The sequence below is a fragment of the Candidatus Solirubrobacter pratensis genome (assembly GCF_000425945.1).
GTDB classification, from domain to species: Bacteria; Actinomycetota; Thermoleophilia; order Solirubrobacterales; family Solirubrobacteraceae; genus Solirubrobacter; species Solirubrobacter pratensis.
In genome coordinates, this window is the sequence record NZ_AUEK01000009.1 from 22,903 (window position 1) to 46,982 (window position 24,080).

At 72.7% G+C, this 24,080-nt stretch carries 29 protein-coding genes and 1 pseudogene; 13 read left to right on the plus strand and 17 right to left on the minus strand.

Features of this window, described 5'->3' with window-relative positions; all coding sequences use genetic code 11:
* Positions 1-408: a phage holin family protein gene (locus H958_RS37070; protein WP_051324215.1), complete on the plus strand. Its 408-nt coding sequence runs from the start codon at positions 1-3 to the stop codon at positions 406-408.
* Complete coding sequence (locus H958_RS37075; RefSeq protein WP_037410098.1) at positions 405-644, plus strand: DUF3618 domain-containing protein; 240 nt, start codon at positions 405-407, stop codon at positions 642-644. Before H958_RS37070 ends, H958_RS37075 begins: the two co-directional genes overlap by 4 nt.
* Here the strand turns inward: H958_RS37075 and H958_RS37080 are convergent.
* Together H958_RS37080 and H958_RS0113450 are read right to left on the minus strand one after the other, a co-directional pair.
* Entirely contained in the window at positions 641-1,780 is a 1,140-nt protein-coding gene (locus H958_RS37080) for an AI-2E family transporter (RefSeq protein ID WP_051324216.1), read from the minus strand. The genes H958_RS37075 and H958_RS37080 overlap by 4 nt on opposite strands.
* 34 nt (positions 1,781-1,814) lie before the next feature.
* Complete coding sequence (locus tag H958_RS0113450; protein WP_028059053.1) at positions 1,815-2,678, minus strand: DegV family protein; 864 nt, start codon at positions 2,676-2,678, stop codon at positions 1,815-1,817.
* A gap of 129 nt (positions 2,679-2,807) precedes the next feature.
* Here H958_RS0113450 and H958_RS37085 point away from each other — a divergent pair, with 129 nt between their 5' ends.
* Complete coding sequence (locus H958_RS37085) at positions 2,808-3,200, plus strand: YciI family protein (RefSeq protein WP_051324298.1); 393 nt, start codon at positions 2,808-2,810, stop codon at positions 3,198-3,200.
* A complete protein-coding gene (locus H958_RS0113460) occupies positions 3,197-4,411 on the plus strand; it encodes an RNA polymerase sigma factor (RefSeq protein WP_028059054.1) in 1,215 nt (404 codons plus the stop codon). The genes H958_RS37085 and H958_RS0113460 overlap by 4 nt, the downstream gene beginning before the upstream one ends.
* On the opposite strand, the gene H958_RS0113465 is transcribed toward H958_RS0113460, so the two are convergent.
* Both H958_RS0113465 and H958_RS43325 read right to left on the minus strand, forming a co-directional pair.
* Entirely contained in the window at positions 4,405-5,523 is a 1,119-nt protein-coding gene (locus tag H958_RS0113465) for a hypothetical protein (RefSeq protein WP_028059055.1), read from the minus strand. The two genes, H958_RS0113460 and H958_RS0113465, sit on opposite strands and share 7 nt — an antisense overlap.
* The gene (locus H958_RS43325; protein ID WP_081685855.1) at positions 5,520-6,638 is read right to left on the minus strand and encodes a M24 family metallopeptidase; all 1,119 of its coding nucleotides are present in this window, start codon (positions 6,636-6,638) and stop codon (positions 5,520-5,522) included. Before H958_RS43325 ends, H958_RS0113465 begins: the two co-directional genes overlap by 4 nt.
* Before the next feature lie 212 nt (positions 6,639-6,850).
* On the opposite strand from H958_RS43325, the gene H958_RS0113480 reads away from it, so the two are divergent.
* The gene (locus H958_RS0113480) at positions 6,851-7,231 is read left to right on the plus strand and encodes a hypothetical protein (protein ID WP_028059057.1); all 381 of its coding nucleotides are present in this window, start codon (positions 6,851-6,853) and stop codon (positions 7,229-7,231) included.
* A 59-nt stretch (positions 7,232-7,290) separates the two neighbouring features.
* Complete coding sequence (locus tag H958_RS0113485; RefSeq protein WP_028059058.1) at positions 7,291-7,644, plus strand: PRC-barrel domain-containing protein; 354 nt, start codon at positions 7,291-7,293, stop codon at positions 7,642-7,644.
* Here the strand turns inward: H958_RS0113485 and H958_RS0113490 are convergent.
* From H958_RS0113490 to H958_RS37100, 4 genes are read right to left on the minus strand one after another with little or no spacing between them, the layout of a single operon-like run.
* Positions 7,641-8,654 carry a winged helix DNA-binding domain-containing protein gene (locus tag H958_RS0113490; RefSeq protein WP_028059059.1) on the minus strand — a complete coding sequence of 338 codons (1,014 nt, stop codon included), beginning with the start codon at positions 8,652-8,654 and terminating at the stop codon, positions 7,641-7,643. The genes H958_RS0113485 and H958_RS0113490 overlap by 4 nt on opposite strands.
* Entirely contained in the window at positions 8,651-9,247 is a 597-nt protein-coding gene (locus tag H958_RS43330; RefSeq protein ID WP_051324218.1) for a class I SAM-dependent methyltransferase, read from the minus strand. The genes H958_RS0113490 and H958_RS43330 overlap by 4 nt, the downstream gene beginning before the upstream one ends.
* Positions 9,240-9,899 (minus strand): response regulator, encoded by a 660-nt coding sequence (locus H958_RS0113500; RefSeq protein ID WP_028059060.1) that lies wholly within the window; start codon positions 9,897-9,899, stop codon positions 9,240-9,242. The genes H958_RS43330 and H958_RS0113500 overlap by 8 nt, the downstream gene beginning before the upstream one ends.
* Positions 9,896-11,023: a sensor histidine kinase gene (locus H958_RS37100; protein WP_051324219.1), complete on the minus strand. Its 1,128-nt coding sequence runs from the start codon at positions 11,021-11,023 to the stop codon at positions 9,896-9,898. Before H958_RS37100 ends, H958_RS0113500 begins: the two co-directional genes overlap by 4 nt.
* A 92-nt stretch (positions 11,024-11,115) precedes the next feature.
* On the opposite strand from H958_RS37100, the gene H958_RS0113510 reads away from it, so the two are divergent.
* Positions 11,116-11,832 (plus strand): hypothetical protein, encoded by a 717-nt coding sequence (locus tag H958_RS0113510; RefSeq protein WP_028059061.1) that lies wholly within the window; start codon positions 11,116-11,118, stop codon positions 11,830-11,832.
* Here H958_RS0113510 and H958_RS37105 read toward each other — a convergent pair.
* Positions 11,778-12,419: a type 1 glutamine amidotransferase gene (locus H958_RS37105; RefSeq protein WP_051324220.1), complete on the minus strand. Its 642-nt coding sequence runs from the start codon at positions 12,417-12,419 to the stop codon at positions 11,778-11,780. The two genes, H958_RS0113510 and H958_RS37105, sit on opposite strands and share 55 nt — an antisense overlap.
* Here H958_RS37105 and H958_RS47520 point away from each other — a divergent pair.
* Complete coding sequence (locus tag H958_RS47520; protein ID WP_196807342.1) at positions 12,418-12,570, plus strand: hypothetical protein; 153 nt, start codon at positions 12,418-12,420, stop codon at positions 12,568-12,570. The genes H958_RS37105 and H958_RS47520 overlap by 2 nt on opposite strands.
* On the plus strand, positions 12,531-13,070 hold the full coding sequence (locus H958_RS37110) for an amino acid permease (RefSeq protein ID WP_196807343.1): 540 nt from the start codon (positions 12,531-12,533) through the stop codon (positions 13,068-13,070). Before H958_RS47520 ends, H958_RS37110 begins: the two co-directional genes overlap by 40 nt.
* On the opposite strand, the gene grxD is transcribed toward H958_RS37110, so the two are convergent.
* Together grxD and H958_RS0113535 are read right to left on the minus strand one after the other, a co-directional pair.
* Positions 12,985-13,341 (minus strand): Grx4 family monothiol glutaredoxin, encoded by a 357-nt coding sequence (grxD, locus tag H958_RS0113530; protein WP_028059063.1) that lies wholly within the window; start codon positions 13,339-13,341, stop codon positions 12,985-12,987. The genes H958_RS37110 and grxD overlap by 86 nt on opposite strands.
* A 2-nt stretch (positions 13,342-13,343) precedes the next feature.
* Positions 13,344-13,571, minus strand: a complete 228-nt coding sequence (locus H958_RS0113535; protein WP_028059064.1) for a BolA/IbaG family iron-sulfur metabolism protein — start codon at positions 13,569-13,571, stop codon at positions 13,344-13,346.
* Positions 13,572-13,642: 71 nt separating this feature from the next.
* Between H958_RS0113535 and H958_RS0113540 the strand changes: the two genes are divergently transcribed.
* Both H958_RS0113540 and H958_RS0113550 read left to right on the plus strand, forming a co-directional pair.
* Positions 13,643-13,996, plus strand: coding sequence for a HesB/IscA family protein (locus H958_RS0113540; RefSeq protein WP_028059065.1), 354 nt, complete (start codon positions 13,643-13,645; stop codon positions 13,994-13,996).
* Positions 13,997-14,092: 96 nt separating this feature from the next.
* Positions 14,093-15,370 carry a hypothetical protein gene (locus tag H958_RS0113550; RefSeq protein ID WP_156027966.1) on the plus strand — a complete coding sequence of 426 codons (1,278 nt, stop codon included), beginning with the start codon at positions 14,093-14,095 and terminating at the stop codon, positions 15,368-15,370.
* 58 nt (positions 15,371-15,428) lie between these two features.
* Here H958_RS0113550 and H958_RS0113555 read toward each other — a convergent pair whose 3' ends face one another.
* From H958_RS0113555 to H958_RS0113575, 5 genes are all read right to left on the minus strand, one after another.
* A complete protein-coding gene (locus H958_RS0113555; protein ID WP_051324221.1) occupies positions 15,429-16,814 on the minus strand; it encodes a hypothetical protein in 1,386 nt (461 codons plus the stop codon).
* Complete coding sequence (locus H958_RS0113560; RefSeq protein ID WP_028059068.1) at positions 16,811-17,809, minus strand: hypothetical protein; 999 nt, start codon at positions 17,807-17,809, stop codon at positions 16,811-16,813. Before H958_RS0113560 ends, H958_RS0113555 begins: the two co-directional genes overlap by 4 nt.
* A gap of 65 nt (positions 17,810-17,874) precedes the next feature.
* A complete protein-coding gene (locus H958_RS37115) occupies positions 17,875-18,456 on the minus strand; it encodes a DNA-3-methyladenine glycosylase family protein (RefSeq protein WP_051324222.1) in 582 nt (193 codons plus the stop codon).
* A 76-nt stretch (positions 18,457-18,532) separates the two neighbouring features.
* The gene (locus tag H958_RS0113570; RefSeq protein WP_028059069.1) at positions 18,533-19,483 is read right to left on the minus strand and encodes an exopolyphosphatase; all 951 of its coding nucleotides are present in this window, start codon (positions 19,481-19,483) and stop codon (positions 18,533-18,535) included.
* A gap of 41 nt (positions 19,484-19,524) precedes the next feature.
* A complete protein-coding gene (locus tag H958_RS0113575; RefSeq protein ID WP_028059070.1) occupies positions 19,525-20,211 on the minus strand; it encodes a chlorite dismutase family protein in 687 nt (228 codons plus the stop codon).
* Positions 20,212-20,325: 114 nt separating this feature from the next.
* Here H958_RS0113575 and H958_RS43335 point away from each other — a divergent pair, with 114 nt between their 5' ends.
* Entirely contained in the window at positions 20,326-22,653 is a 2,328-nt protein-coding gene (locus H958_RS43335) for a lysylphosphatidylglycerol synthase domain-containing protein (protein WP_051324223.1), read from the plus strand.
* Here H958_RS43335 and H958_RS0113585 read toward each other — a convergent pair.
* On the minus strand, positions 22,650-23,534 hold the full coding sequence (locus H958_RS0113585) for a patatin-like phospholipase family protein (protein WP_051324224.1): 885 nt from the start codon (positions 23,532-23,534) through the stop codon (positions 22,650-22,652). The two genes, H958_RS43335 and H958_RS0113585, sit on opposite strands and share 4 nt — an antisense overlap.
* A 35-nt stretch (positions 23,535-23,569) precedes the next feature.
* On the opposite strand from H958_RS0113585, the pseudogene H958_RS48200 reads away from it, so the two are divergent.
* Positions 23,570-24,028, plus strand: a pseudogene (locus H958_RS48200) (AAA family ATPase); the annotation flags it as partial.
* Positions 24,029-24,080 lie beyond the last annotated feature (52 nt).

Below are 24,080 nucleotides of genomic sequence, written 5' to 3' on the forward strand. Positions count from 1 at the left end.
ATGACCGACCAGCAGACATCCGAGCTCGGCAAGGCGATCCAGGAGGTCGCGGAGAGGTCCTCGCTGCTCGTCCGCGAGGAGATCGCGCTCGCCAAGGCGGAGCTGACCGAGAAGGCCAGCGGCCTCGCCCGAGGGGCGGCGATCGGCACCTCCGCCGGGATCTTCATCGTCTTCGGGCTCATCTACTTCCTGCACTTCCTCGCGCTCGGGTTCGCGGACCTGATCGGCGCGGGCGCGTGGCTCGGCTATCTCGTCGTCGCGGGCGTGCTGTTCCTGCTCGGCGGGCTCGCCGGGTTCATGGCCGCGCGGCTGTTCAAGCGGAGCGTGCCCCCGACGCCGCAGATGGCGATCGAAGAGGCGCAGCTGATCAAGCGGACCCTCCAGCAGCCGGAAGGAACCGCGCGGTGAGCCCCGCCCGCTCGCCGGAGGAGATCCGGCAATCGATCGAGGCCAACCGCGCCGAGCTCGGCGTCGCCGTCGAGCAGCTGCGCGGCGAGCTCACGAAGGCGACCGACTGGCGCGGGCAGCTGCGCCGGCACCAGCGCGAGATCATGATCGGCGCGGCCGTCACGGGCTTCGTCCTCGGCGGCGGCATCGCCGCGTTCACCGGCCTGCTCACGGGCCGGCGCTCCAGCCGTCGCTAGGTCTCCCGCTCCGGGGGCGGCGCGATCTGCGTCGTCCCCGCGAGCTGCTGGATGCTCTGCTCGTGGCGATAGTCCCACCACTCGCGGATCGCGATCTGCACCGAGGCCGCGACCGGGATCGCGACGAGAGCGCCGAGCACGCCGAGCAGCGTCGAGCCGAAGAGCACGGCGACGAGCACGATGAACGGGTGCACATTGACGGCGCGCCGCTGGATCTGCGGCTGGATCAGCGTGTTCTCGAGCTGCTGGTAGACGATCGAGAAGATCGCCCACACGATCGTCGCCGTCGGGAAGTCGCTGAACAGCGTGACGATGCCGACGACGATCGCGCCGAGCGTCGCGCCGACGAGCGGGATCAGGTCGGCGAAGAAGATGATGATCGCCAGGGCGGCGGCGAACGGGACGCCGAGGATCGTGAGCACGATCCACGCCGTGACGGCGGCGAGCGTCGCCTGCGCGAGGACGCCGCCGACGTAGCCGCCGACCGTCCGCGCCATGTGGTCGAGCGCCTTGCGGATGCGCGCGGCCTCCTCGGGTGGTCGCAGCTCCAGCATGCGGCTCACCCAGACCCTGCCGCTGCCGAGCAGGAACGCCGTCAGCACGAGGATCGTGAACAGCGCGAACAGCGAGTTGACCAGGCCGAGGCCGATGTTGCCGAGCACGGTCGCGGCGTCGCCGATCCGCGCGGGCAGCTTCTCCGCCTGCTGCTGCAGCTTCTGCGTGATGTTGTAGTCGCTCTCGAGCTTGCGCAGCGTCGCGTTCTTCTGCGTGAAGTCCTGCGCGTCCCGGGCGTACCTGGGCAGGTTCTGGATCAGGTTGTTGCCCTGCGTGACGAGCGGCGGCACGACGAGCGCGGCGATCCCGATCGGGACCGCCAGCAGCCCGAGGAAGACGAGCGCGATCGCGAAGCCGCGCCGCATCACGGCGTTGAGCCGGTTGACCGGACCCGCGAGCGCGACCGCGAGGAAGATCGCGATCAGGACCCAGCTGATCGGCTTGCGCAGCAGGTAGACGAGATACAGCGCGAACGCGAGGCAGACGGCCGCCAGCATCGTGCGCACGATCGTCTGCAGCGAGTACGTCGGGACGTTCCGGACGACCAGCGGTTCCTTCGGCGGATCGATGTGGACGCCCATCCGCCCGGCATTCAAGCAGGGCCTCAGGAATCCTTCAGACGGTGCCGAGCAGCTCGCTGCGCAGGCCCGCGACGCCCAGCAGCCCGGGTCCGGTGTGGGTTCCGATCACAGGCCCGATCTCCGAGAGGATCACCGGGTCGGCGCCGTAGATCTCGCGCCCGCGCTCGGCCAGCCGCTCCGCGACCTCCGGCGCGCTGGTGTGCTGCACGCCGAAGGCGTCGCAGCCGTCCTCCTTGCGCTGCCGGAGGTGCTCGATCAGGCGCTCGAACGCGCGGGCCGACGTGCGCACGCGCTCGACGGGCTGCATCTCGCCCTCGATCGTCAGGATCGGCTTGACCTTCAGCGTCGCGCCGATCCACGCGCGCGCCGCGCCGATCCGCCCGCCGCGGCGCAGGAACTCGAGCGTGTCGACGGCGACCAGCAGTTGCAGGTCCTCCCGCAGCGCGTGCGCCGCCGCGGCCTTCTTGGCCAGCCCGCCGGGCGCGTTGGCGGCGGCGAGCGCCATGAAGCCGTGGCCGGCGCAGCCGCTGCGCGAGTCGATCACGGCGATCCGGTGCTCGTCCACACCCTGCTCGAGCAGCGCCTGGCGCGCCTGCTCGGCCGCGTGCACCGTGCCCGAGATGCCGCCCGAGAGGTGGATCGAGAGGATGTCGTCGCCGCGCTCGATCAGCGGCTCATAGACGGCGAGGAAGTCGCCGACCGACGGCTGCGAGGTGCTCGGCAGGTCGGCCCCGGAGCGCAGGTAGTCGTAGAACGCGTCGTAGTCCGGGAGGTCCGCCTCGCGGTCGGTCCGTCCGTTCCAGTTGACGTACAGGGAGACGAGGTGGATCGAGTGGCGCTCGATCACCTCGCGCGGCAGATATTGCGTGGTGTCGGTTACGAGACTGACCGGCGGCATCGCGGGAGCGTACATCCCGGGTCGTCCACGAGCGTCTACGCGCCATGCTTGTCGAGCGCGGCTCATCCGGGCGTCGTAGGGTCGGACCGCGGCGGCTGGCGCCGCGGACGACTGCACAAGGAGGATGCCGTGAAGTACCTGGCGATCATCTACAACGACGAGTCCCTCTACACGAACGCCTCGCCGGAGGACATCGGCGCGATCTTCGCGGCGCATGGCAAGTTCGGCGAGGACTCCAGCAAGGCCGGGGTGTTCCTCGGCGGCGAGGGCCTGGAGCCGACGAGCGCCGCCACGACGGTCCGCGTGCGCGACGGCGAGCGCCTGCTCACCGACGGCCCGTACGCGGAGACCAAGGAGCAGATCGGCGGCTATTACCTGCTCGAGTGCAAGGACCTCGACGACGCGCTCAACTGGGCGGCGCAGATCCCCGAGGCCAAGACGGGCGCGATCGAGGTGCGGCCGATCATGAACTTCGAGGCGATCGAGGCCGGGCAGAGCGCCGGCCAGGCGGCGACGTCCTGACGGGACCGCAGAGCGTCCTCTTCGACCACCTGTTCCGGCGCGAGTCGGGACAGGCGGTCGCCGTCCTCGCCCGCATCCTCGGCGATCTCGACCGCGCCGAGGAGGCGGTGCAGGACGCGTTCCTGATCGCGCTGGAGCGCTGGCCTTCGCGCGGCGTGCCCGACAACCCGGCGGCCTGGATCGTGACCGCCGCGCGCAACCGCGCGATCGACCGCCTGCGGCGCGAGAAGCGGCTCGCCGCGCGCCGCTCCGCCCTGGAGGCGGAGCTGCGGGCGCTGGGCGGGGGCGACGACGAGGACGACGAAGCGCAGCTCGTGAGTCCGATCCCCGATGAGCGCCTGCGGCTGATCTTCACGACCTGCCACCCCGCGCTCGAGCCCGAGGCGCGCGTGGCGCTGACTCTGCGCGCGCTCGGCGGGCTGACGACGGGCGAGGTCGCGCGCGCGTTCTTCGTCAGCGAGGCGGCGATGGCGCAGCGCATCGTGCGGGCCAAGCGCAAGATCGGGGCGGCGGGCATCCGGTACGAGATCCCGCGCGACGCCGACCTCCCGGAGCGCTTGAGGTCGGTTCTCGCGACGGTCTACCTCGTCTTCAACGCGGGCTACGGACCGCCGGTGCGCCAGCCGCTGTGCGCGGAGGCGATCCGGCTGGGACGCGTCCTCGTGGCGCTGATGCCGGATGAGCCGGAGGCGCTCTCCCTGCTCGCGCTGATGCTCCTACAGGATTCGCGGCGCGCGGCCCGCGTGGACGCCGAGGGCAGGCTCGCCCTGCTCGCCGACCAGGACCGCGCGCTGTGGGACGGCGCGGAGATCGCCGAGGGGATGACGCTCGTGGCACGGGCGTGGCGGCTGGGGCGGATCGGGCCCTATCTCGTGCAGGCGTCGATCGCGTGCGAGCACGCGCGCGGCTCTGACTGGGCGCGGATCCTCTGGCTCTACGACCGCCTCTACGAGGTGTCGCCGACCGCGGTGGTCGCGCTCAATCGCGCCGTGGTCGTGGCCGAGGTGCAGGGGCCCGAGCGCGCGCTGGAGCTGCTCGGCGCGCTCGATCTCGACGCTTACCACCTCTTCCACGCCACGCGCGCGGACCTGCTGCGCCGGCTCGGCCGCGCGGGGGAGGCCGCGGACGCCTACCGCGAGGCGCTGGCGCGCACGGAGAGCCCGGTCGAGCGGGAGTTCCTGCAGCGCCGGCTGGACGCGCTGACTCAGTAGAACAGAAACGGCCCCCAGTTCTTCATCGGGCGGCCGTCGTCGTCGAGGGCGGTGTTGTCGAGGCCCGGCATGTTCTGGCGCCAGTAGAGGACCCACCGGCCCATGCAGTCGGGCGCCAGGTCCCGGTAGGACTCCAGCACGGCGGGCGTCCACGGGCGCGCCTCCTGCCGCGGCTGGCGCCAGGTCTCGATGGTCGAGAGGACCGGCGCCGGATTCTCGAGGTCGTAGTCCCAGCGGCCGTTGGGCATGAAGTGGACGTTGCCGCCGCTCGCCACGTATCCCTCGACGCGGTGCCGGCGCCAGCCCGTGCGGTAGCGCATGGTGGTAGGCGTCGGGTAGTCGACCGGGTGCGGGCCGCGCAGGTAGAGGGACTCGAAGGGAAGCCCGAAGCGGCGGTCCAGGTCGAGCATCGCGTACTCCCGGAAGTAGCGCTCGTAGTACGGGAGCGCGCCGCACGTCGCCATCCGTTCGAGCGAGTGGCCCAGGCTCTCCATCGCGCAGCCGACGCCGCGGGCGAAGTTGACGAACAGGATGCGCAGGCTGCGGCCGATCCACGGGGCGCTGTGCTCGCCGGAGTTGCCGGCGTGGCGCTCGAAGCCGATCGGCCGCAGCTCGTGGTCGTACGCGGTCTTGACCTCGACGGTCTCCCACGGCGCGCTGCGGTCGGTGTGGTCGGCGAGCAGCCACACCTCGTTGACGAGCCCGCGCTCGGCCAGCTCGGCCAGGCGCAGCCCGTCGTGGAGCCGCAGCTCGTGCAGCGCGCCGTAGTCGAAGCCGACGCCGTCGGCGGTCCGCGGGAAGCGGGCGGAGTTGCGGTCGTGCGCGCCGCGCGGCTCGGACAGGTCGGCGATCGCGACGATCCGGTAGTCAAGGAACGCCGGCGCCTGCGGGTAGCGGTACCCCTGCCAGCGCGACGACTCGCGCAGCGCCGCGCAAAACGATTCGAGCTTGCGGCGGGCCTCCGGCTCGCTCAGGCCGTGGACGAAGTTGACCGCGAGGACCCGCGGCTGCAGCAGCCGGATGCGGTCGTGATTGGCGATCAGCCACGGGTCCGAGTTGGCGGCGCTCTCGGCGTTGGGCCAGATGAGGTCCCCCGGTGCGGTCACGCTCACCCGCCGCCGGGCAGGCGAAGGCCGAACGGCAGCGGCTCGACGAGGTAGCGCCCGCCACCGGGCGTCACCTGGACGGTCTCTTCGATCATCACGAAGCCGGTGCCTTCGTATCCCAGACTGGGCTCGACGGCGATCGTGTCCCCCTCGGCCAGCGGATCGGGGCGGCGGCCGAGCGACGGGGCCTCGTGGACCTCGAGCCCGACGCCGTGGCCGAGCGAGAACATGAAGCCGCGATCAGGCTTCTGGAGACCTTCGCCCGGCCGGCGCTGGGTGGGGTGGCCGCGGGATTCGAGCACGTCGCAGGCGCGGGCGTAGAGGTCCTCGACGCCGGGCCGGGCATCGCGCACCGCGACCTCGTAGGCGTCCATGCAGTCCTGCCAGTGGCGCTCGGCGGCGGCGCCGGGGGTCCCCGGCACCCAGGTGCGCGACATGTCGATGTAGAGGCCGCTGGCACGGTGGCGCGGGAAGCAGTCGATCTGCACCGGCAGGTCGGGCTCGATCGGCCCGAATCCCAGGTCATGGCCCTGCGGTATCCGGGCGCCGGCGTGGATCAGGATCTCCTCGCTCTCCGCGCCGTGGGCGAGCAGCGTCGCCGTCATGCGCTCGCGGATGCGCTCGCACGTCAGCCCGTCCGGCTCGGCGCGCAGCAGCGCCGCCGCCTCCAGCAACGCAGCCTGAGCCGCGACCGCCGCGCGGCGCATGCCTTCGAGCTCCCACTCGCGCTTGGCCCGGCGGCGAGCGGCGAAGGCGTCCGGATCCGCGATGACCTCCACGCCGGCCTCGCGCAGCCCGTCGGCCACGCGCATGGGGAAGTCCCAGGGCACCCGCACGCGCCGGAGCCGCTCGGCTTCGAGGGCGCGCCGGGTCAGCTCGGCGAAGAGGTCCGGCGCGGGCAGCTCGGCGCGCAGGGTGAAGTAGCCGAGCTCGTCGTAGGAGCGCATGTCGTCGATCGCCCCGGCGGCGCGGAGCGGCTCGAGGTCGAGCGGCGAGGCCCACACGGTGTCCTGCCGGCCCCGGCTCAGCCAGATCACCGGATCGGGGATGTCGGCGGCGACCTCGTGCCGGACCTCCGGCGAGCTGCGGGTGCCGCCGACGAGCAGCATGCCTTCAGTCATGCTCGCGCACCGTAGTGAAGTCGCCCGGTGCTCGCCCGAGCTCGACGCGCTCGACGGCGAGGTCGTCCACGTCGCCGTGGTGGACCGACGAGGGCGGCGCCCCCGACATCATCGCCGCGCAGGCGGGCGCCGACCCGGCGCGGACTTCGCGGTCGACTGCGGGTTCGTGAAGGCCGTCTAGGAGCCGAACAGGGGCTAACATTTCGTAAGCGATGGGAAGGGTCTGGGTCCTCGACACGGAGACCAAGGGCACCGGGGCGGAGATGGTGCCGCTCGAGAAGCTGCGCAAGAGGCCCGCGCCCCGCGTCGAGCCGCTCTTCGTCGCGCCCAAGCGCAAGCCGCGCGAGCCGAAGCCGCCGGAGCCCAGGCCGTCGCTGCGCTTCAGGATCGTCGACGTGATGACGAGGGCGGTGTTGGCCGACGATGCCGGGACACGCGAGGCGCTGAGCGTCTTGAACGGCGTCCGCAGTATCGTCGACGTCCACGTGTTCCTCTGGCAGCCGAAGGCCCGGAAGTGGCGGCGGCTCACGCTCGAGGAGCAGCGGACGCTGTGGGAGCGCCGCGCGCAGGCACGCGAACCGAACGCCGACTGACGGGAGCGCTGGGGCTGCGGCGCTTCCGGCGCCGGGACCTCGGGTAGGTCTCGACTGGCGTGATCCCGGTGGAGAACATCAGCGACTGGCGTGGGCAGGAGGTCGTCGACACCGCAGGCTCCAAGCTCGGCAGGCTCGAGGAGGTCTACTACGACGGCGAGACCGACGAGCCGTCGTTTCTCGCCGTCAAGACCGGGCTGATGAGCAAGTCGCTGACGCTGGTGCCGCTGGCGCACGCGAGCGTCGGCCGCGACTTCGTGCGCGTGCAGCGCACGAAGGGCGAGTTCAAGAAGGCGCCGTCGTTCAACCCTGACGCGGAGCTGTCGATCGACGACGAGGCGGCCGCCTACCGGCACTACGGGCTGGACTACTCGCCGGCCGGGTCCGGCGCGCGGCGGCTCGCGAAACGCTAGCCCGCGAACGCGGCCAGCCGCTCGGCCTCGGCATCCACGGCCGCCTGCTCGCGCTTGAGCAGCTTCCGCACGGGCTCGACCACGACCCGCTTGCGCTCGAGCTTCCAGAACCCCGCGACCATCCCGTCGACGAGCACGACCGCCCGCACGCGCAGGTTCTTGGTGGTCAGCGCCTTGCGGTGCTCGTCCGCGATCACGCGCGAGCGGTCCGCGTGGGCGAGCATCAGCGAATCGAAGTCCGGCAGGAAGCGCACCGGCGCCTCGGCGTCCTCGCCCGGCCGCGGCGCGGCGGGCAGGTCGTAGTGCTTGCCGAAGCGCTCGAGCTCCAGTTCGTCGAAGACGTCCTGCCAGTCGCCGCCGCCGAGGAACTGCTGGGCGTCGCGCACCGTCGCCGGGCCGAAGGCGGCGAGGTAGGAGCGGATCAGCGCCGCGGCATCCGCGCGCGGCTCGCGGCCGAGCCAGTGCCGGGAGTCGGTGAAGCGCGACTTCGGGGTGAAGCCCCAGCGCCCGCCGTCCGGCACCCGCACCAGCGGCAGCGAGTAGAGCGCGATGCGCGCGACGGCGCGCGTGTCCTCGCCGGGCCGGTGCTCGGCGATCCAGTCGCGGACCTCGTCGGCCGAGAGCTCGTCCGCGCTCGCGAACAGAGCGCGCACGTCCTCGACCGCGGCGTCGACGTCGGCGCCGTCCAGCCGCGCGCCCACGACCTTGCGCAGGCCTTCGACGCCGAGCGGCGCGAGCAGCGGCTGCCAGCGCAGGAAGTCCTTCGCGCGCGCGAGGTGCACCGTTCCGCGCATGAGCGTCCCGCGCACGAGCGTCTTGGCGGCGAGCGCGTCGATCAGCTCGCCCGCCGGGAAGTCCCCCAGCCGCGACCAGAGCGCCACGAACGGCGGCCGCGCCTCCTGCGCCTGCAGCGCGCCAAGTCGCCCGACCGCCTCGACCACGTCGAGCGATGCGCGCTCCAGCAGCAGCTGCCGCGCGAGCGTGGCGCGACCCAGGGCGCGCGCGTTCACCGCCGCACCGCCACGAACCGCGCGCCGGTCGCCGGCAGCGTCCCGGACGCGATCAGCGCCTCCTCCTCGCCTCGCAGCGCGGGGTCGAGCTTCCAGCGGTAGAGGTACGCGCCGGGAACGGGCAGGCCCACGTCGAACCACGCCGTCAGCGCCTCCCGGATCGCGGTCAGCGGGTGCACGTGCTCGCGCAGGCCGGCGATCATGTCGCCCGGCGTCATGTCCTCGCCCGTGTGCGACAGCCACCACTGCGCCGCGGCCTCGTCGTAGGCCCAGCCGTCGAACTCGTCGACGACCAGCCGCGCGCCCCGCCGCAGGAGCCCGGCGAGGTGGCGCAGCGAGCGCCCGAGCGGCGTCACGTGATGCAGCGAGACGATCGCCACCGCGGCGTCGAAGGAGCGCGGCGGGGCGTCGTAGTCCTGTAGGACGACCGGCAGTACCGGCGGCGATCCGGCCGGGTCGATCGCGACGACGTCGTAGCCGGCGTGGCGCAGCGCCGCGGCCAGCGTGCCGTCGCCCGCGCCGACCTCTAGTACGCGCGCCGGCGGGGCCGGCAGGGCGGCCCGCACGTACGCGACGACGTCAGGCTCAGGCATCGTCCCCCGGGGTCACGATCCCGTGCTCGTACGCGAACACGACCGCCTGCACGCGGTCGCGCAGCCCGAGCTTCATCAAGACGCGCGCGACGTGCGTCTTGACCGTCGCGTCGCCGACGATCAGCTCGCACGCGATCTCCTGGTTGGAGCGCCCGCGCGCGAGCAGCCCGAGCACCTCGAGCTCGCGCGCCGTCAGCTCCTGCAGCGCCGGCGGTGGCGGCTTGGCCGCCACGCGCCGCCCGAACGCCTCGATCACGCGCCGCGTGACCGCGGGATCGATCAGCGCGTTGCCGGCCGCGACGGTGCGGATCGCGCCGATCAGCTGCTCGGGCGGGGACACCTTCAACAGGAAGCCGGACGTCCCCGCGCGCAGCGCCTCGTAGAGGTACTCCTCCTCGTCGAAGGTCGTCAGCACCAGGACCTTCGGCGGCTCGGAGCCCGCCAGCAGGCGGCGCGAGGCCTCGAGGCCGTCCAGGCCGGGCATGCGGATGTCCATCAGGACCACGTCCGGAGCGGCGCGGCGCGCGACGTCGAGCACCTCGTGCCCGTCGGCCGCCTCGCCGACGACCTCGATGTCCGGCTCGGCCTCCAGGACCATCGTCAGCCCCGCGCGGACGAGCGCCTGGTCATCGGCGACCACGACACGCGTCACCGCGGCAACACCGCCCGCACCGCGAAGCCGCGCCCTTCGCGCGGCCCGGCCTCGAGCGACCCGCCGTACAGCGCCGCGCGCTCTCGCATGCCGACCAGCCCGTGGCCGGATCCGGGAGGAGCGTGCCCGTTCCCGCGGGCGCCGTCGTCGATCACTTCGAGCACCAGGTCGCGACCGTACTGGACGGACACGGTCACGCGCGCTCCGGGCGCATGGCGCAGCGCGTTGGTGAGCGCCTCCTGGACGATCCGGTACGCGCTCATGTCGAGCCCGGGCGCCAGCTCGGCGGGCTCACCGGACACCTCCAGCGAGGCGTCCAGCCCGGCGCCGCGCACCTGCTCGACCAGCTCGTCCACGCGCCGCAGCGACGGCTGCGGCGACAGCTCGGCGCCGGCATCGGCCTGGCGCAGGATCCCGAGCATCCGGTGCAGCTCGCCGACCGCCTGGCGGCCGAGTCCCTCGACGCCCTCGAGCACCTCGCGCTCGCGCGGGCGCTCGTCGCCGAGCAGCCGCCGCACGGCGCCGACCTGCAGCACCATCACCGACACGCTGTGCGCGACCGCGTCGTGCAGCTCGCGCGCGATCCTCGCGCGTTCCTCGGCGACGTGCTCCTCCGCCCGCACCGCGTGGACCTCCGCGGCGCGCCGGCCCGCCTCCTGCGCGTGGATGGCGCGGCCGCCGCCCCAGGCGAGCAGGTAGAAGCCGATCTGCGCCGCGCCCTGGGTCATCTGGTCGATCCGGCCCGAGCCGTAGTCGAGCGCCACGTAGACGACGGCGGCGCCGAGGCCGAGCAGCGCCGGGCGCGCGTGCAGCTGGTACCCGACGGTGAAGAGCAGGATCAGCTCGGCGAGGAACGGCGACAGCGGGTCGGTGTCGTACGTCGCGTCGTGCACGAGCGCCTGGACGGCGATCACGGCCAGCAGCGCGCCGATCGGCCGGCGGCGGCGCAGGAACACGGCGGTCGCGTTGACCAGCGCGGACGCGAGCCACTGGTTCGCGTCGTCGCGGATCAGTGCCTCGAAGACGCCGAGCAGCAGCAGTGCGGCGGCGATCGCGGCGTCGGTTCGCTGGGTGCGCTCCACGGTGCGGCCACGGTACCGGCGCATCACGCGGCGCTCATCCACCGCGCGGGGGATCGTCGCGTCCGCCGCGCGGCGGAGCGCGAATCGCCGCCGCGGCCGATGACGAGCCGTGCGCGCGGACGTAGCTTCGCCTCATGCTCTCCGATACCGACCGCTTCGCCCGCAGGGCGGCCGTCGTCGCCCTCGTGGGCGGCCCGCTCGTGACGCTCGCCGGCATGCTCGCCACGCCGTGGGAGAAGGAGGCGACGACGGCCTCCTACCACGACGCGCTCGCCGCGCATCCTGACCAGGCTCAGGTCGCCGCGATCCTGCTGCACCTCGGCTACCTGCTGCTGCTCCCGGCCGCGCTCGCGATGTTCCACCTCGCGCGCCGCGCGACGCCGCGCCTGACCCATGTCGGCGGCGTGCTCGCCCTGATCGGCCTCGGCTCGCTGCCCGGACTGCTCGTGACCGACTTCTACGATCTCGCGCTGGCGCAGGGCCTGCCGCGCTCGCAGTCGGTCGCGATCTCGGACTCGGTCGGCGGCGCCGGGATGGTGGCGCTCGCGATCCCCGCGATCGGCGGCACGGTGCTCGGGCTGACGCTGCTCGGCGTCGCGACCTGGCGCGCCGGAATCGCGCGAGGCTGGGTCCCGTTCGCGATCTTCCTCGGCTGGTTCGCCCCGCTCGCGTCCGGCACCGGCCTGCTGCCGGCGGCCGCCGGCGCGACGCTGCTCGTCCTCGCGATCGGCTCGATCGGCCTGCGCGTCGCCCGCATGAGCGACGCCGAGTGGATCGCCGTCCCGGCCGCGCCGCGTCAGCGCACGCTGCGCGCGAAGTCGCCGAAGATCGCCTCAGAGAGCGCCGCCTGACCGGGGAGATGGCGGGCGTCCGCGGTGCGGGCGTCCGCCTCGGTCACGCCCGCCGGCGCGAGCACGTCGCCCCAGGCGGCGTACCAGCCCTCGAGTGCGGCGGCGTCGACCTCGGGATGGAACTGGACGCCGACGGCGCGCGCGACGCGGAAGGCCTCGCCGAAGCCGTCCGGCCGCGCCGACAGCTCGACGGCGCCCCGCGGCGGCTCGAAGCCGTCCTCGTTCCAGTGAAGGCCGTACGCGCCTTCCCACGCGCCGGTCAGCGGCACCCAGGCGACCAGCCGGCGCGGGCGCCGGACGACCCGGCCGCCGAGCGCGTGCGCCAGCACCTGCGCGCCCAGGCAGACGCCGAGCACCGGCACGTCGCGCGCCACCGCCTCGCGCAGCAGCGCCGCCTCGGCCTCGAGCCCGCCGCCCACCACGGACTCCTCGCCGCCGAGCGAGACGATCCCGTCGACGTCGTCCAGCGCGGGCAGCGTCCCGAAGTGCTCGACCAGCTCGACGTCGCGCAGCGCGTGCGCCGCGTGGCCGAGGAACGGCTGACGCAGATGGTGGATGACGGCGACGACCGGGTAGTCCGATGGCATGGACGAGGACACGGGTGGGCTGCAGAGCGGCCTCAAGCGCCGCCACGTGATGATGATCTCGCTCGGCGGGGTGATCGGCGTGAACGCGATCGTCCTGACCGCCGTCCTCTCGTGCCTGAACGCTCCGGGCTCTACGTCGCCTCGCGGATGAACTTCGCGCTCGCCCGCCGGGGCGACGCGCCGCGGTGGATGGTCAAGCTCAACCGCCGCGGCGTGCCCGCGCGCGCGATCCTGATCGCGACCTCGATCGGCTTCGTGTCCGTGATCGCGGACGTCATCTCTCCGGACAAGGTCTTCCTCTTCCTGCTCTACTCGTCCGGCTCGGTCGCGCTGTTCGTCTACCTGGCGATCTGCGTCTCGCAGCTCGTCATGCGGCGCCGGCTGGAGCGCGAGGCGCCGGAGCGGCTCGAGGTGCGGATGTGGCTGTACCCGTACCTGACGTGGTTCGCGATCGCCGCGATCGTCGTGGTGATCGCGGCGATGGCGCTCGTCGACGACGTGCGTCCCCAGCTCGGGTGGGGGCTGGGGAGCGTCGCCGTCGTGCTGCTGGCCTACCGGCTGAAGGTCAGAGCCGGTTCTCGATCTGAATCGGCGCCGGCTGCTCGACTCCGAGCACTTGGGCCAGCTCGCCCGACTCGTACATCTCGGTGACGATGTCGCAGCCGCCGACCAGCTGACCCTTCACGAACAGCTGGGGGATCGTCGGCCAGTTGGAGATGGCCGACAGCTCCTCCCGGATGCGCGGGTCGGGGAGGATGTCGACGGCGGCGAACGACGCCCCGAGGGAGTCGAGGGCCGCCACCGTGCGTGCCGAGAAGCCACAGCGGGGCTGCTCCGGCGTCCCCTTCATGAAGAGGATCACCTCGTGCTCGCCGATCGCGTCGGTGATGGCGTCGCGGATGGGGTTGCTGGTGTCGCTCACTACTAGTCCGCCTTGGTGACGAGGGACAGGGCATGGATCGGACCGCCGATCTCGGGCCCGAACACCGCGTAGACGCGGCGGTGCTGCTCGATGCGGCTCAGACCGGCGAACTCCGGCGCGGTGACGGTCGCGCGGAAGTGGTCGCCGCCGCCGGTGAGGTCGGTGACGTCGGCCGTCGCACCGGGTATGGCAGCCTCGATGCGGTGCTTGAGATCGTCGGTCGATGGCATCAAGTTCCAAGCGTAGCGGCCGCTACACTTCGTAAAGCATTGCGCAGGAGCAATCCCGGGAGCATTCACACGTGATCACCTTCACCGAAAAGGGCGCCGAGAAGGTCCAGGAGTTCCTCTCCTCGCAGAGCGCCGACATCCAGACCTCCGGGCTGCGCGTCGGCGTGCGCGGCGGCGGCTGCTCGGGCTTCCAGTATGCGCTGGCGTTCGACACGCAGCGCGACGGCGACGAGGTCTTCGAGGACCACGGGCTCCGCATCCTGGTGGACGGCCCGTCGCTGCCCTATGTCAAGGGCGCCGTCGTCGACTACGTCGAGGGCCTCCAGGGCGCCGGCTTCAAGGTCGACAACCCGAACGTCATCGCGGCCTGCGGCTGCGGCTCGTCGTTCCGCGTCGCTGACGAGGAAGAGGTCTCGGCAGTCTGATGCGCCTGCGCCGCGCCTCCGGCGCGGCGCTGGTCGCTGCGACCTTGCTCGGAGGCTGCCGGCCCGGCGGCGCGAGCTCGTAGCCTCGGAGGGCCGATGTCTCGCTTCGTCTGCGCCACATGCCTGGCGATGGTGGTCGTCGCGGTGATCGCCGCGCTCGCGCAGCGCGACGACGCCTCCGTGGCGGCGCCGACGCCCGCGGCCGCGACGCCGTCGCCGGCGGCGTCGCCCACGGCGACGCCTGCGGGGCCGCCCGCGGCCGGTCAGGGCCTGGCGATCGGCGTGACCGAGCCGAACCCCAATCTGGTCGCGGCGCCGGCCGCGCGCGCCGTTCCTCCGCCGTGGTCGGGGTGGCGGGACGCGCTCGGGGCGATCCGGCCCGCGTACTACCGGCTCGTGATCGACTGGGCTTCGATCCAGCCGAGCCCGGGCGTGCCGGCGGACCTCTCGACGCCCAACGCGGGCTGCATGCGGGAGCTCTCGCCGTGCCTCGGCTGGGCGGGCGTGCGCGAGCAGTTGCGCGCGCTGGCATCGCGCCAGCGGGAGGGCGGCTGGCAGGGGCTGGTCGTGCTCACCGGCACCCCCGACTGGGCCGCCGCGCCGCCGTCCGGCTGCGAACGCGACGGCACCACGCCGCACTCGCGCCCGCCGCGTGCGGACGCCCTGTCCGCGTACCAGAAGCTCGTCGCCGACGTGCTCGCCGCCGCCGCCCAGGAGGGCGCGGACCTCCACTACTGGAGCGCCTGGAACGAGCCGAACCACCCGGCATTCGTCAGCCCGCAGCGCGGCGCCTGCGACAGCGACAGCCCGACGGCCGCCGCCGCACCCTACGCCGACCTCGTCCGCGCGCTTCAGGCCGCGCTCTCCAGCGCCGGCGGCGACCACCAGATCGTCCTCGGCGAGACCGCCGGGCTCCTCAAGCCGACCGCGAGGACCAGCAGCGTGCAGGAGTTCATCGCCGCCCTGCCGCAGGACGTCGTGTGCGCCTCGACCGTGTGGTCCCAACACGGCTACATCGGCGGCCCCGATCCGGTCGGGCCGGTCGCCGACGCGCTGGCCGCGCGCGGCTGCCCGCAGCCGCACACGATCTGGATGACCGAGACCGGCGTCGGCCCCGCGCCCTCGGACCTCTCAGGAGCGCGCGCGATCGCCGGCGAGCAGGAGGGCTGCCGCGAGCTCCATGACCGCCTCGTGACATGGTGGAACGACCCGCGCGTGACGGTCGTGTTCCAGTACACGTTCCGCCAGGACGACCGCTTCCCGACCGGCCTGATCACGACCGACCTCACCGCGGCCCGGCCGACGCTGGCCGAATGGACCGCGTGGGGCGGCGCGCGCCGGCCCGCGGCGCCGCCCCCACAGCCCGCCTGCTGAAGGGGTCAGACCCTGCGGTGCCTCGCGCGCGACCGTGACCGCGAGCGCGCCGAGGAGCCTACGTCCCGGCCTGCGCCAGCAGCCACAGCGCCAGCGACGTGAAGCCGACCATGATGCCGAGCATCCAGTACTGCGAGCGGACGGCCAGTCGCGCGTCGCCGTAGAGCGTCAGCGCGCGGTCGTGGGCGAGCGTGAGCGCCGCCACGTGCCCGATCACGACGAACGCCACCTGCACGTACCAGGTGTCCTTCTGCGGGAAGATCGAGTAGTCGATCCCGGACGCGACGGTGCCGAACAGATCCCAGCCCTGGCCGAACGGATCGCTCGCCAGGTAGTTGATCGCCTGGCCCTCGAAGATCAGGAACGTGAAGTAGTGCGCGGCGACGTAGACGGCGGCGATCGGCAGCAGCGTGTGCGCGAAGCCCGCCTGGAGCCGCTCGACCGACAGGTCGCCGCCGACCGAGCGCGCGCCCTCGATGCCGAGCCGGTAGAAGCCCCCCACGATCGCGACGCCGAGGAACAGCCCGAGCGTCGACGCGATCTGCGACGCCGTCAGGGCGCTGAACGTGCCGTCCAGCGCATCCACGATGTCGGCGGAGAGGTTGCGCCACAGCGGGCCCTGGCTGAGCCCGTCGAACGTCACCGTCCCGATCATGACCGTGACGAAGGCCACGGTGCCCGCGGCGGGATCCAGGCGCGGCAGCCCCGCCAGCGGCGGTCGCACGCCGACCACGCCGTCGCGCGTCTCGAACACCGACATGCGCGAGAACAGGTTGTAGTAGACCCCGAAGCCCTCGCCGCGGCGCGACCACGTCTCGACGCCGTAGACGTATTGGGCGATCAGCGTCCCGGCGGTGTAGAGGAGCGCCGCGGTGACGAGCCGCGCGGGATGGTCGCCCCAGCCGGAGACGAGCTCGATCCACGTGAACACGAGGATCACCGCCGCCGCCGGCCACCGCCCCAGCCGCTCCGGGTATGGCCGCTCCAGCGACGGCAGCACGCGACCGATCGCCCGCCAGGGGCTGAAGGCGCGGAAGACGTCGCCGAACAGGATCGAGAGGAACACCAGCCCGACCCAGAACGTGATCAGGATGAAGGTCGGCGCCCAGTTGTCCAGCGCCGTGCCGGAGCCGACGTAGCCGGCCGCGATCGTCACGACCAGCAGGAACACGCCGATCAGCCCGAAGGCAGCCTGTGCGGGCGCGCTCGCGATCAGCCGGCCGCCGGGCAGCGGGCGCCAGCGGTCATGTTCCAGCCGCGGCTGCGGCCAGAGCACGGCGAGCGCGAAGAACGAGATCACGAGCACGGCCGCCGCCGCCCACGCGAACAGCCACTGGGGGATCGGCAGCGCCTCGCGCTGGACGAGCCCGTGCGCGTCCGCGGACGCGGGCAGCAGGACGAGCGCGGCGAGCGCCGCCGCGACTGCCCGCGTGGTCGGTCTCACAGCCCTGTCTTCACGGCATTCTCGAACGCACGCACCCCGATCGATCCCTCGAGGCGCGCCGTGATGATGCCCTGCTTGTTGACGACGAACAGCCACGGCTCGGTCTGCAAGTGGAACTCCAGCAGCGGCTTGCGCAGGCCCTTCTGCGCGTTGTTGTCGACGTAGACCTCCTGGTGGATGAAGTCCATTCGGTCGCCGTAGGAGGACTTCATCTGCAGGGCGATGTCGGTCACCGGGCCGCACACGCGCGACTGGCACAGCTGCGGCGTCGAGAACAGCAGCGCGACGGGCTTCTTGCCGACGACGTCGGCGAAGTCGACCGCGTGCATGTCGCTCGGCGGCTGGCGGGTGTCGATCTTGGTCACGTCGCCCTTCGCGCTCGCCAGCGTGTCGGTGTGGACCTTCGGCGCCTTGGTGCCGACCTCGGGGATCGGGTCCGCGGACTTGGCGACGACGTCGACGGTGGCCGTCGCGCCGGTCAGCGCGCCGCCGGAGGTCTTGGTCGCCGACAGCACCGCGTACCGGCCGGACTTGCTGAACGGCACGTGGGCGCCGTAGACGGCGTAGAAGGGGTCGCTCGTGAGCGCGGCCTGCTTGGAGCGGTAGCGCTTCTCGGTCAGCAGCACGTCGGCCGGCGCGGTGAACGGGCCCTCGGCGGGCTTGTCGGGCGACGGCGCCACGTAGAGCGCCGTCTGGCCGTAGACCGGGACGCCGTCGTTGGCGATCACGCCGAACGCGATCCGGTTCTGGCCGACCGTGAAGACCGAGCTCGCCATGGCGAGCTGCGGACCCGCCTTGATCGTGTTGGCGAGCTGCTCGAGCGACTTGCCGGCGGCGGAGGGGAACTCGCCCTTGGCCGGCGCCGACGCGTTCTGGACCGCCGCGCGCACGCCGTTGTCGTCGGGTACCGACTGGACGGGGTCCGAGGACGCCTTGCTGCCGCCGCAGGCCGCGGCGAGAAACAGCGCGAGAGCGAGGACGAGAGCGCGTCGCATGAACGCGCAAGGGTAATCGACGCGAGGCGAGACGGGCATGAAGAGGTCGCCGAGCCGAGATGGAATCAGACAGGCTCGTTGTCCAGGCTCCGCCACAGGTACAGGCACGCGCGCGTGCGGTACGGCCGCCACGGCTCGGCGATCTCGGTCATCGCGGCGGCGTCGGGCGGCGTCTCGAGCCCGTAGGCGCGCATGATCGCGTTGCGGATCCCCGCGTCGCCGGTCGCGAGGATGTCCTCGCGGTGGAGCGTGAACATCAGGAACATGTGGGCCGTCCACTCGCCGATGCCCTTGACGGCGACGAGCTCGCGGATCGCCTCCGCGTCGTCGAGCTCGTGCAGCGCGTCGAGCTGGAGCTCGCCGTCGAGCACGTGCTCGGCGAGCGAACGCAGCGAGTTGACCTTCGCGCGCGAGAGACCGGCGGCGGTCTTGAGCTCGGCGGGATCGTCCTCGAGGATCTCGCGCGGGGTCGGCGGGCGCCCGCCGAAGCGCTCGATCAGGCGCCCGTAGATCGCGCGCGCCGCCTTGACGGAGAGCTGCTGGCCGGTGATCGAGCGCAGCAGCGCGCCGTAGACGTCGGCGGGCCGGCCCCTGGAGTCGTGCTCGAGCGGGAGCGGGCCGCCGAAGTCGCTGATGAGCCCGGCCATGACCGGGTCGTTGGAGAGATGGGCGTCGGGCGCGTGCAGGGTCGCCAGGGTAACGTCGCCCTGGCGGGCGAAACCCTTATCCGTCCTGCGTGATGGTCCGGATCAGCTCCGCCAGGACGCGCGGTGCGTCCTCGTGCTCGATCTGGCACGTGCCGGCCGCCTCGTGGCCGCCGCCGCCGTAGCTGAGCATCAGCTCGCCGACGTTCGTCCGCGACGAGCGGTCGATGATCGACTTGCCGGTCGCGAACACCGTGTTCTGCTGCTGGAAGCCCCACAGCACGTGGATCGAGATGTTGCACTGCGGGAACAGCGCGTAGAGCATGAAGCGGTTGGTGGGGTGGATGACCTCCTCGTCGCGCAGGTCCAGCACGACGAGGTTCCGGTGCACGGTCGCGCAGCGGCGGATCTGCGGCTCGGCGGCCGCGGCGTGCTTGAAGTAGAGATCGACCCGCTCCTTGACGTCCGGCGTCTGCAGGATCTCCTCGATCGACATCGCGGTGCAGACATCGATCAGCTGCATCATCAGCTGGTAGTTGGAGATCTGGAACTCGCGGAAGCGGCCGAGGCCGGTTCGCGGGTCCATCAGGAAGTTCAGCAGCGCCCAGCCAGTCGGATAGAGGATCTCGTCGGTCGTGAACTGGGCGGCGTCGCCCTTGTCCACGGCCTCCATCAGCTCCTCGATGCCCGGGAACGTCGCGTCCCCGCCGTAGTACTCGTAGACCACGCGGGCGGCGGAGTCGGCGCCCGGCCAGATGATGTGGTTGGTCTTCGGGCCCCCGACCCGAAGGACCTCGGAGTCGTGATGGTCGAACGAGATCGCGACGTCCGGGTGGTACGGCAGGTTCGTCGTGACGTCGCTCGGGCCCAGCTCGACCTTCCCGTCCTGCACGTCCTTCGGGTGGACGAAGAGGATGTCGTCGAGGATCCCGAGGTGCTTGAGCAGGGCGGCGCAGACGAGCCCGTCGAAGTCCGAGCGGGTGACGAGCCGGTAGCGCTCGGCGCGAGGTGAGGTCGTGGCGGGGGTCATCGCCCCGGACATCGGCAGAAAGAGCGGAAAGTTCAGCGGCGCTAGGCCTCGACGGCGACCGAGGCGCCGTCGAGCGCGTTCAGCGCGCGCTCGACCGACATCGCGATGCACGTGAACGTCGGCGTGTCGCGCTTGGTGTGTGCGGACGCCTCGGTGGTGCGCAGGCGCTGCACGAGATCGAGGAAGGCGGCGGGCTCGTCGCCCTCGAACGCGACGACGAACTCCTGGTCGTCGAGGCCGAAGGAGTAGCTCGTGTTGAGGTCGATGCTCGGGTACTCGCGGCCCACGCGGATGTGCTCCTGCATGATCCGCCAGCGCTCCTTCGGATCCAGCCCGTACCACTCGCGCGTCTTCACGAACGGGTAGACGAAGAGGTACTTGGAGTGCGCCGGGCGGACCTCGAGGCGCGACTCGTCGGAGTACTCCGACGGCTTGGTCATCGCGAGGAACGAGTAGGGCGTCTCGCACCAGGCCATCAGCCCGCTCTGCGCGAGCACGACGTGGAACTCGTGGATGCGCTCGAGGTTCGTGGCCTGCGTGAGCAGCAGCAGGTCGGCGTCGCCGCGGGTGCCCACGAGCGAGAAGGCGCGCAGCAGGCGATCGGACGCGAAGTCCTCGCACGCGGCCATCACCTCGCGCTTGTGGCGCGCGCGCTCGTCGGGATCCAGACGCCGCCACGCAGGATCCACCTTGAGGAAGGTGTATTTGACGAAATGCCGCTCGGGCATGTCTCAAGCTTAGGGGGTCGGGCGGGACCGCCCCCGCCCAGGCCCGCTGGCCGCAGGTGCTTAACGTCGGTTAGCCGTATCGTGGCCTTCCGCCGCTCTTCGTAGGATCACCGCATGCGGGTCGCCCTCGTATCCCCGTACTCCTGGACTTATCCCGGCGGAGTGACCCGCCACATCGAGGCGCTGGCCGTCGAGCTGGATCGCCAGGGTCATGACGTGCGGGTGCTCGCGCCCTACGACGAGGACACCCGCCGTACCGCCGTGCTGCACCGCGGCGCGCGGCCGCAGCGGCGCGGGATGCCCGAGTGGCTGATTCCGCTGGGCGGAACGATCGGCTGGCCCTCCAACGGCGCGATGTCGAATCTCGCCGGCACGCCGACGGGCGTCTCGAGGCTGCGTCGCGAGCTGCGCGCAGGCGGCTTCGACGTCGTGCACGTGCACGAGCCGGTCGCGCCGACGATCGGCTGGGACGTGCTGACGAGCGCCGAAGCGCCGCTCCTGGGCACCTTCCACGCCTACTCGGAGTCCAGGCTGCCGCACGGGATCGCCAACTTGATGGGCGCGCGGCGCAAGCTCAACCACCTCACGCAGCGGATCGCCGTGTCCGAGGCCGCCGCGTGGACGGCCCGGCGCTTCTACGGCGGCCGCTACCGGATCGTCCCCAACGGCGTCGAGCTGCCGTCCGAGGGCGTCCCGCGCGTGCGCCGGCGCGCGCCGGGCGAGCCGCTGCGGATCGCGTTCGTCGGCCAGGCCGTCGAGCGCAAGGGCCTGCCCGTGCTGCTGCGCGCCTTCGAGGCGCTGCGCGCGCAGGTCCCCGCCGAGCTGGTCGTGATCGGCTCCACGTCGGACGAGCTCGCGCCGCTGCTCGTCGAGGCCGACGGCATCACCGCGCTCGGTCGCGTCGACGACGCGGCGAAGGTCGCCGCCCTGCGCGAGGCCGATCTGCTGGCGGCGCCGTCGCTCGGCGGCGAGTCGTTCGGCATGGTGCTGACCGAGGCCTTCGCCACCGGAACGCCCGTGGTCGCGTCGGACATCGCCGGCTACCGCGCCGTCGTGACCGACGGCCGCGACGGCGTGCTCGTTCCGCGCGGCGACGCGACGCGGCTGGCCGAGACGCTGCGCGACCTGGCGCTGGATCCCGCGCGCGTGGAGCGCCTCGGCGCCGCCGCCGCGCTCACCGCGGAGCGCTACGCGTGGCCGCGGATCGCCGAGCAGGTCGTGGAGGCTTACGGCGACGCGCGCGCCGTGACGCAGCCGGAGACCGCGCCGCGCCGGATCGCCGTGAAGGTCGGCGCGCTGCCCGCCGACAACCTCCCGCGCGTGCCCGCCCGCCGCCTGCCGTCGCTCGATCCCGCGCCCCGCAGCCGCGGCCGCGTCGCCGTGCGGGTCGCCCGCCGCGCCGCGCTCGGCGGCGCGACCTTCGCGACCGTGCTCGGCTCCTACCTTGCCGTCAAGCACATCGGGCCGCACCGGATCGGCGACGCGCTGGTGCGCTCGCAGCCCGCCTGGGTGCTGCTCGGTCTCGGCTTGATGTGCGCCTCGATGATCTTCCGCGCCGTCTCCTGGCACGCGATCCTGAAGGCCGCGCTGCCGGATGCGCGGCCGCGAATGGTCGACGCGATGCAGGGCATCACGATCGGGGTGCTGATGTCGGCGACGCTGCCGGCCCGCCTCGGTGAGCTCTCGCGCGCGCTGGTGGTGTCGCGCCGGCTCGGCCGGGCGCGCGACCGCCTGCCGGTGGTGCTCGGCACGCTCGTCTCGCAGACGCTGATCAACCTCGTCGCGCTGGTGATCCTCGGGTTCGTGATGTTCACGACGATCGGGCTCTTCGCCGGCCGGCAGCAGGCGCTGGTCTGGTACGCGGTCGCTCCGCTCGCGGTGTTGTCCCTCGTGCTCGTGGCGCCGGCGCTGATCCGCTCCGGCCTGCCGTCGCGCTCCCAGCGGGTCTCGCGCTGGCTCGTCCAAGGCCGGCTCGCGCTCGCCCGCGCGCGCCGCGGCCTGGTCGTGTTCGCCCGCCCGCGCGAGGGTGCGATCGCGATCGGCATGCAGCTCAGCGCGTGGGCGTTCCAGTGGGTCGCGTGCTACGTCCTGCTGGTCGCGCTCGGGCTCGACCAGAAGGCCGATCTCGGAGCCGCCGCGGCGGTCCTCTTCGCCGTCAACGTCAGCGCCGTGCTCCCGGTCACGCCGTCCAACCTCGGCGTCTTCCAGGCCGCGTGCATGGCCGTGCTCGTCGGCGCGTACGGCGTCGCCCCGGCCCAGGCGCTCGGCTACGGGATCATCCTGCAGGCCGTCGAAGTCGCGACCGCGGTCGTGATGGGCGCCCCGGCGCTGGTCAAGGAGGGTCTCTCGTGGCGCGAGGTCCGGCTGCGCGCGCTCCACAGCGCACCGGTCTCGCTGAGCGCGCCGGCGGCGGCCCCGAAGCCCGCGGTCGACGAAGCCTAACCGGCCGTCAGGATCGCGCAGGCGCGGTCGATGTCCGCGCTGCGCGCGGCGATCAGCCGCTCGGCCTCGCGGTGCAGTGCGGCCAGGTTGCCGGCGCTCGCGTCGTCGAGGTCGTCGGAGGGCTCGTCCAGCCGCGTCTGCAGCCGCAGGTAGGCATCGCCGGCCAGCGCCCGCAGCTGGATGTCGACGGCGTCGGCGCCGCCGTCGAACACGACGTCGATGATCGGCTCGGCCCACTCCAGCTTGCCCCAGTCGCGCACGGTCTCGTACGGCAGCGGGCGCGTGTGCTCGCCGGTGCCGAGCGAGAGCAGCAGCTCCGGCTCGCCGCCGGCCTCGACGTAGGCGAACACCGACGGGTTGACGGCGAAGACGCCGCCGTCGACCAGCGTGCGCGCGCCGAGGCGCACCGGCTCGAAGTAGGTCGGCGCGGCCGCGGTGGCATGGGCGGCGTCCACCATCGCGACGGCGTCGCGGCCGGACCGCAGCAGCAGGGCCGCGCGCGCCTGGAGGTCGTAGACGGCGAGGATGACCGGCACCGTCGCCTGGTCCAGGCGCGTGTCCCCGAGGTGCGAGCGCAGGCTCTCCACGAGCGCCTTGGCGTCGTAGCGCTCGTCGATGTAGCCGGCGGCCGACGAGATCTCCTTGGCAAGCTTGCGCTCGAAGATCCGCGGGCCGTCCTGGACGTAGATCTCCGCGATCCGCGACGCCGGCATCGGGTCGGGAAGCGCGAGCGCGCAGGCGATGATGCCGCCCGTCGAGGTCCCCGCGATCAGGTCGACCATGCTCGCGACCGAGCGCCCGGTGCGCCGCTCGATCTCGGCCAGCACGAGCGCCGGGATCAGCCCGCGGATGCCGCCGCCGTCGATTGAGAGCGCCTTCACACGCGCGAGGCTACCCGGCATAGGATCGCGGCGTGGTGCTGGGCCGGACCGAGGAGCGCGCCCGGATCGACCGGCTGCTGGCCGACGCCCGGCTCAGCGCGAGCGGGGTCCTGGTGATCGCCGGCGAGCCGGGCATCGGCAAGACCGCGCTGCTCGAGTACGCGGCGCGCGCGGCGGCCGAAGCGGGGATGGAGACGCTCGGCGCGCGTGGAGCGGAGTTCGAGGCCGAGATCCCGTTCGGCGGGCTGCTGGAGCTGCTGCGGCCCGCGCTGGGCGACCTCCACGCGCTCCCGCCGGCGCAGGCGGAGGCGCTGCGCGGCGCGCTCGATCTCGGGCCGCAGCTCCAGCCGGACCGCTACCTGATCGGCGCCGCGACGCTCAACCTGCTGTCCGCGCGCGCCGAGCGCGCGCCGCTGCTCGTCCTCGCCGACGACGCGCACTGGCTCGACGAGTCGTCGCTGGGCGCGCTGCTGTTCGCAGCGCGGCGGCTGCTCGCCGACCCGGTCGCGGTGCTGGTCGCGGCGCGCGCCGGGGAGTCGCCCGCGC

What these genes read in the sequence shown, in the direction of transcription:
- H958_RS37115 (WP_051324222.1), bottom strand. Translation starts at nt 18,456, where the DNA reads ATGGCCGGGCTCATCAGCGACTTCGGCGGCCCGCTCCCGCTCGAGCAC.
- H958_RS0113510 (WP_028059061.1), top strand. Translation starts at nt 11,116, where the DNA reads ATGCTCTCCGATACCGACCGCTTCGCCCGCAGGGCGGCCGTCGTCGCC.
- H958_RS0113480 (WP_028059057.1), top strand. Translation starts at nt 6,851, where the DNA reads ATGGGAAGGGTCTGGGTCCTCGACACGGAGACCAAGGGCACCGGGGCG.
- H958_RS0113550 (WP_156027966.1), top strand. Translation starts at nt 14,093, where the DNA reads ATGTCTCGCTTCGTCTGCGCCACATGCCTGGCGATGGTGGTCGTCGCG.
- H958_RS43325 (WP_081685855.1), bottom strand. Translation starts at nt 6,638, where the DNA reads ATGACTGAAGGCATGCTGCTCGTCGGCGGCACCCGCAGCTCGCCGGAG.
- H958_RS37105 (WP_051324220.1), bottom strand. Translation starts at nt 12,419, where the DNA reads ATGCCATCGGACTACCCGGTCGTCGCCGTCATCCACCATCTGCGTCAG.
- H958_RS43335 (WP_051324223.1), top strand. Translation starts at nt 20,326, where the DNA reads ATGCGGGTCGCCCTCGTATCCCCGTACTCCTGGACTTATCCCGGCGGA.
- H958_RS0113570 (WP_028059069.1), bottom strand. Translation starts at nt 19,483, where the DNA reads ATGACCCCCGCCACGACCTCACCTCGCGCCGAGCGCTACCGGCTCGTC.
- H958_RS0113575 (WP_028059070.1), bottom strand. Translation starts at nt 20,211, where the DNA reads ATGCCCGAGCGGCATTTCGTCAAATACACCTTCCTCAAGGTGGATCCT.
- H958_RS47520 (WP_196807342.1), top strand. Translation starts at nt 12,418, where the DNA reads ATGGACGAGGACACGGGTGGGCTGCAGAGCGGCCTCAAGCGCCGCCAC.
- H958_RS0113560 (WP_028059068.1), bottom strand. Translation starts at nt 17,809, where the DNA reads ATGCGACGCGCTCTCGTCCTCGCTCTCGCGCTGTTTCTCGCCGCGGCC.
- H958_RS37080 (WP_051324216.1), bottom strand. Translation starts at nt 1,780, where the DNA reads ATGGGCGTCCACATCGATCCGCCGAAGGAACCGCTGGTCGTCCGGAAC.
- H958_RS0113450 (WP_028059053.1), bottom strand. Translation starts at nt 2,678, where the DNA reads ATGCCGCCGGTCAGTCTCGTAACCGACACCACGCAATATCTGCCGCGC.
- H958_RS43330 (WP_051324218.1), bottom strand. Translation starts at nt 9,247, where the DNA reads ATGCCTGAGCCTGACGTCGTCGCGTACGTGCGGGCCGCCCTGCCGGCC.
- H958_RS0113535 (WP_028059064.1), bottom strand. Translation starts at nt 13,571, where the DNA reads ATGCCATCGACCGACGATCTCAAGCACCGCATCGAGGCTGCCATACCC.
- H958_RS37070 (WP_051324215.1), top strand. Translation starts at nt 1, where the DNA reads ATGACCGACCAGCAGACATCCGAGCTCGGCAAGGCGATCCAGGAGGTC.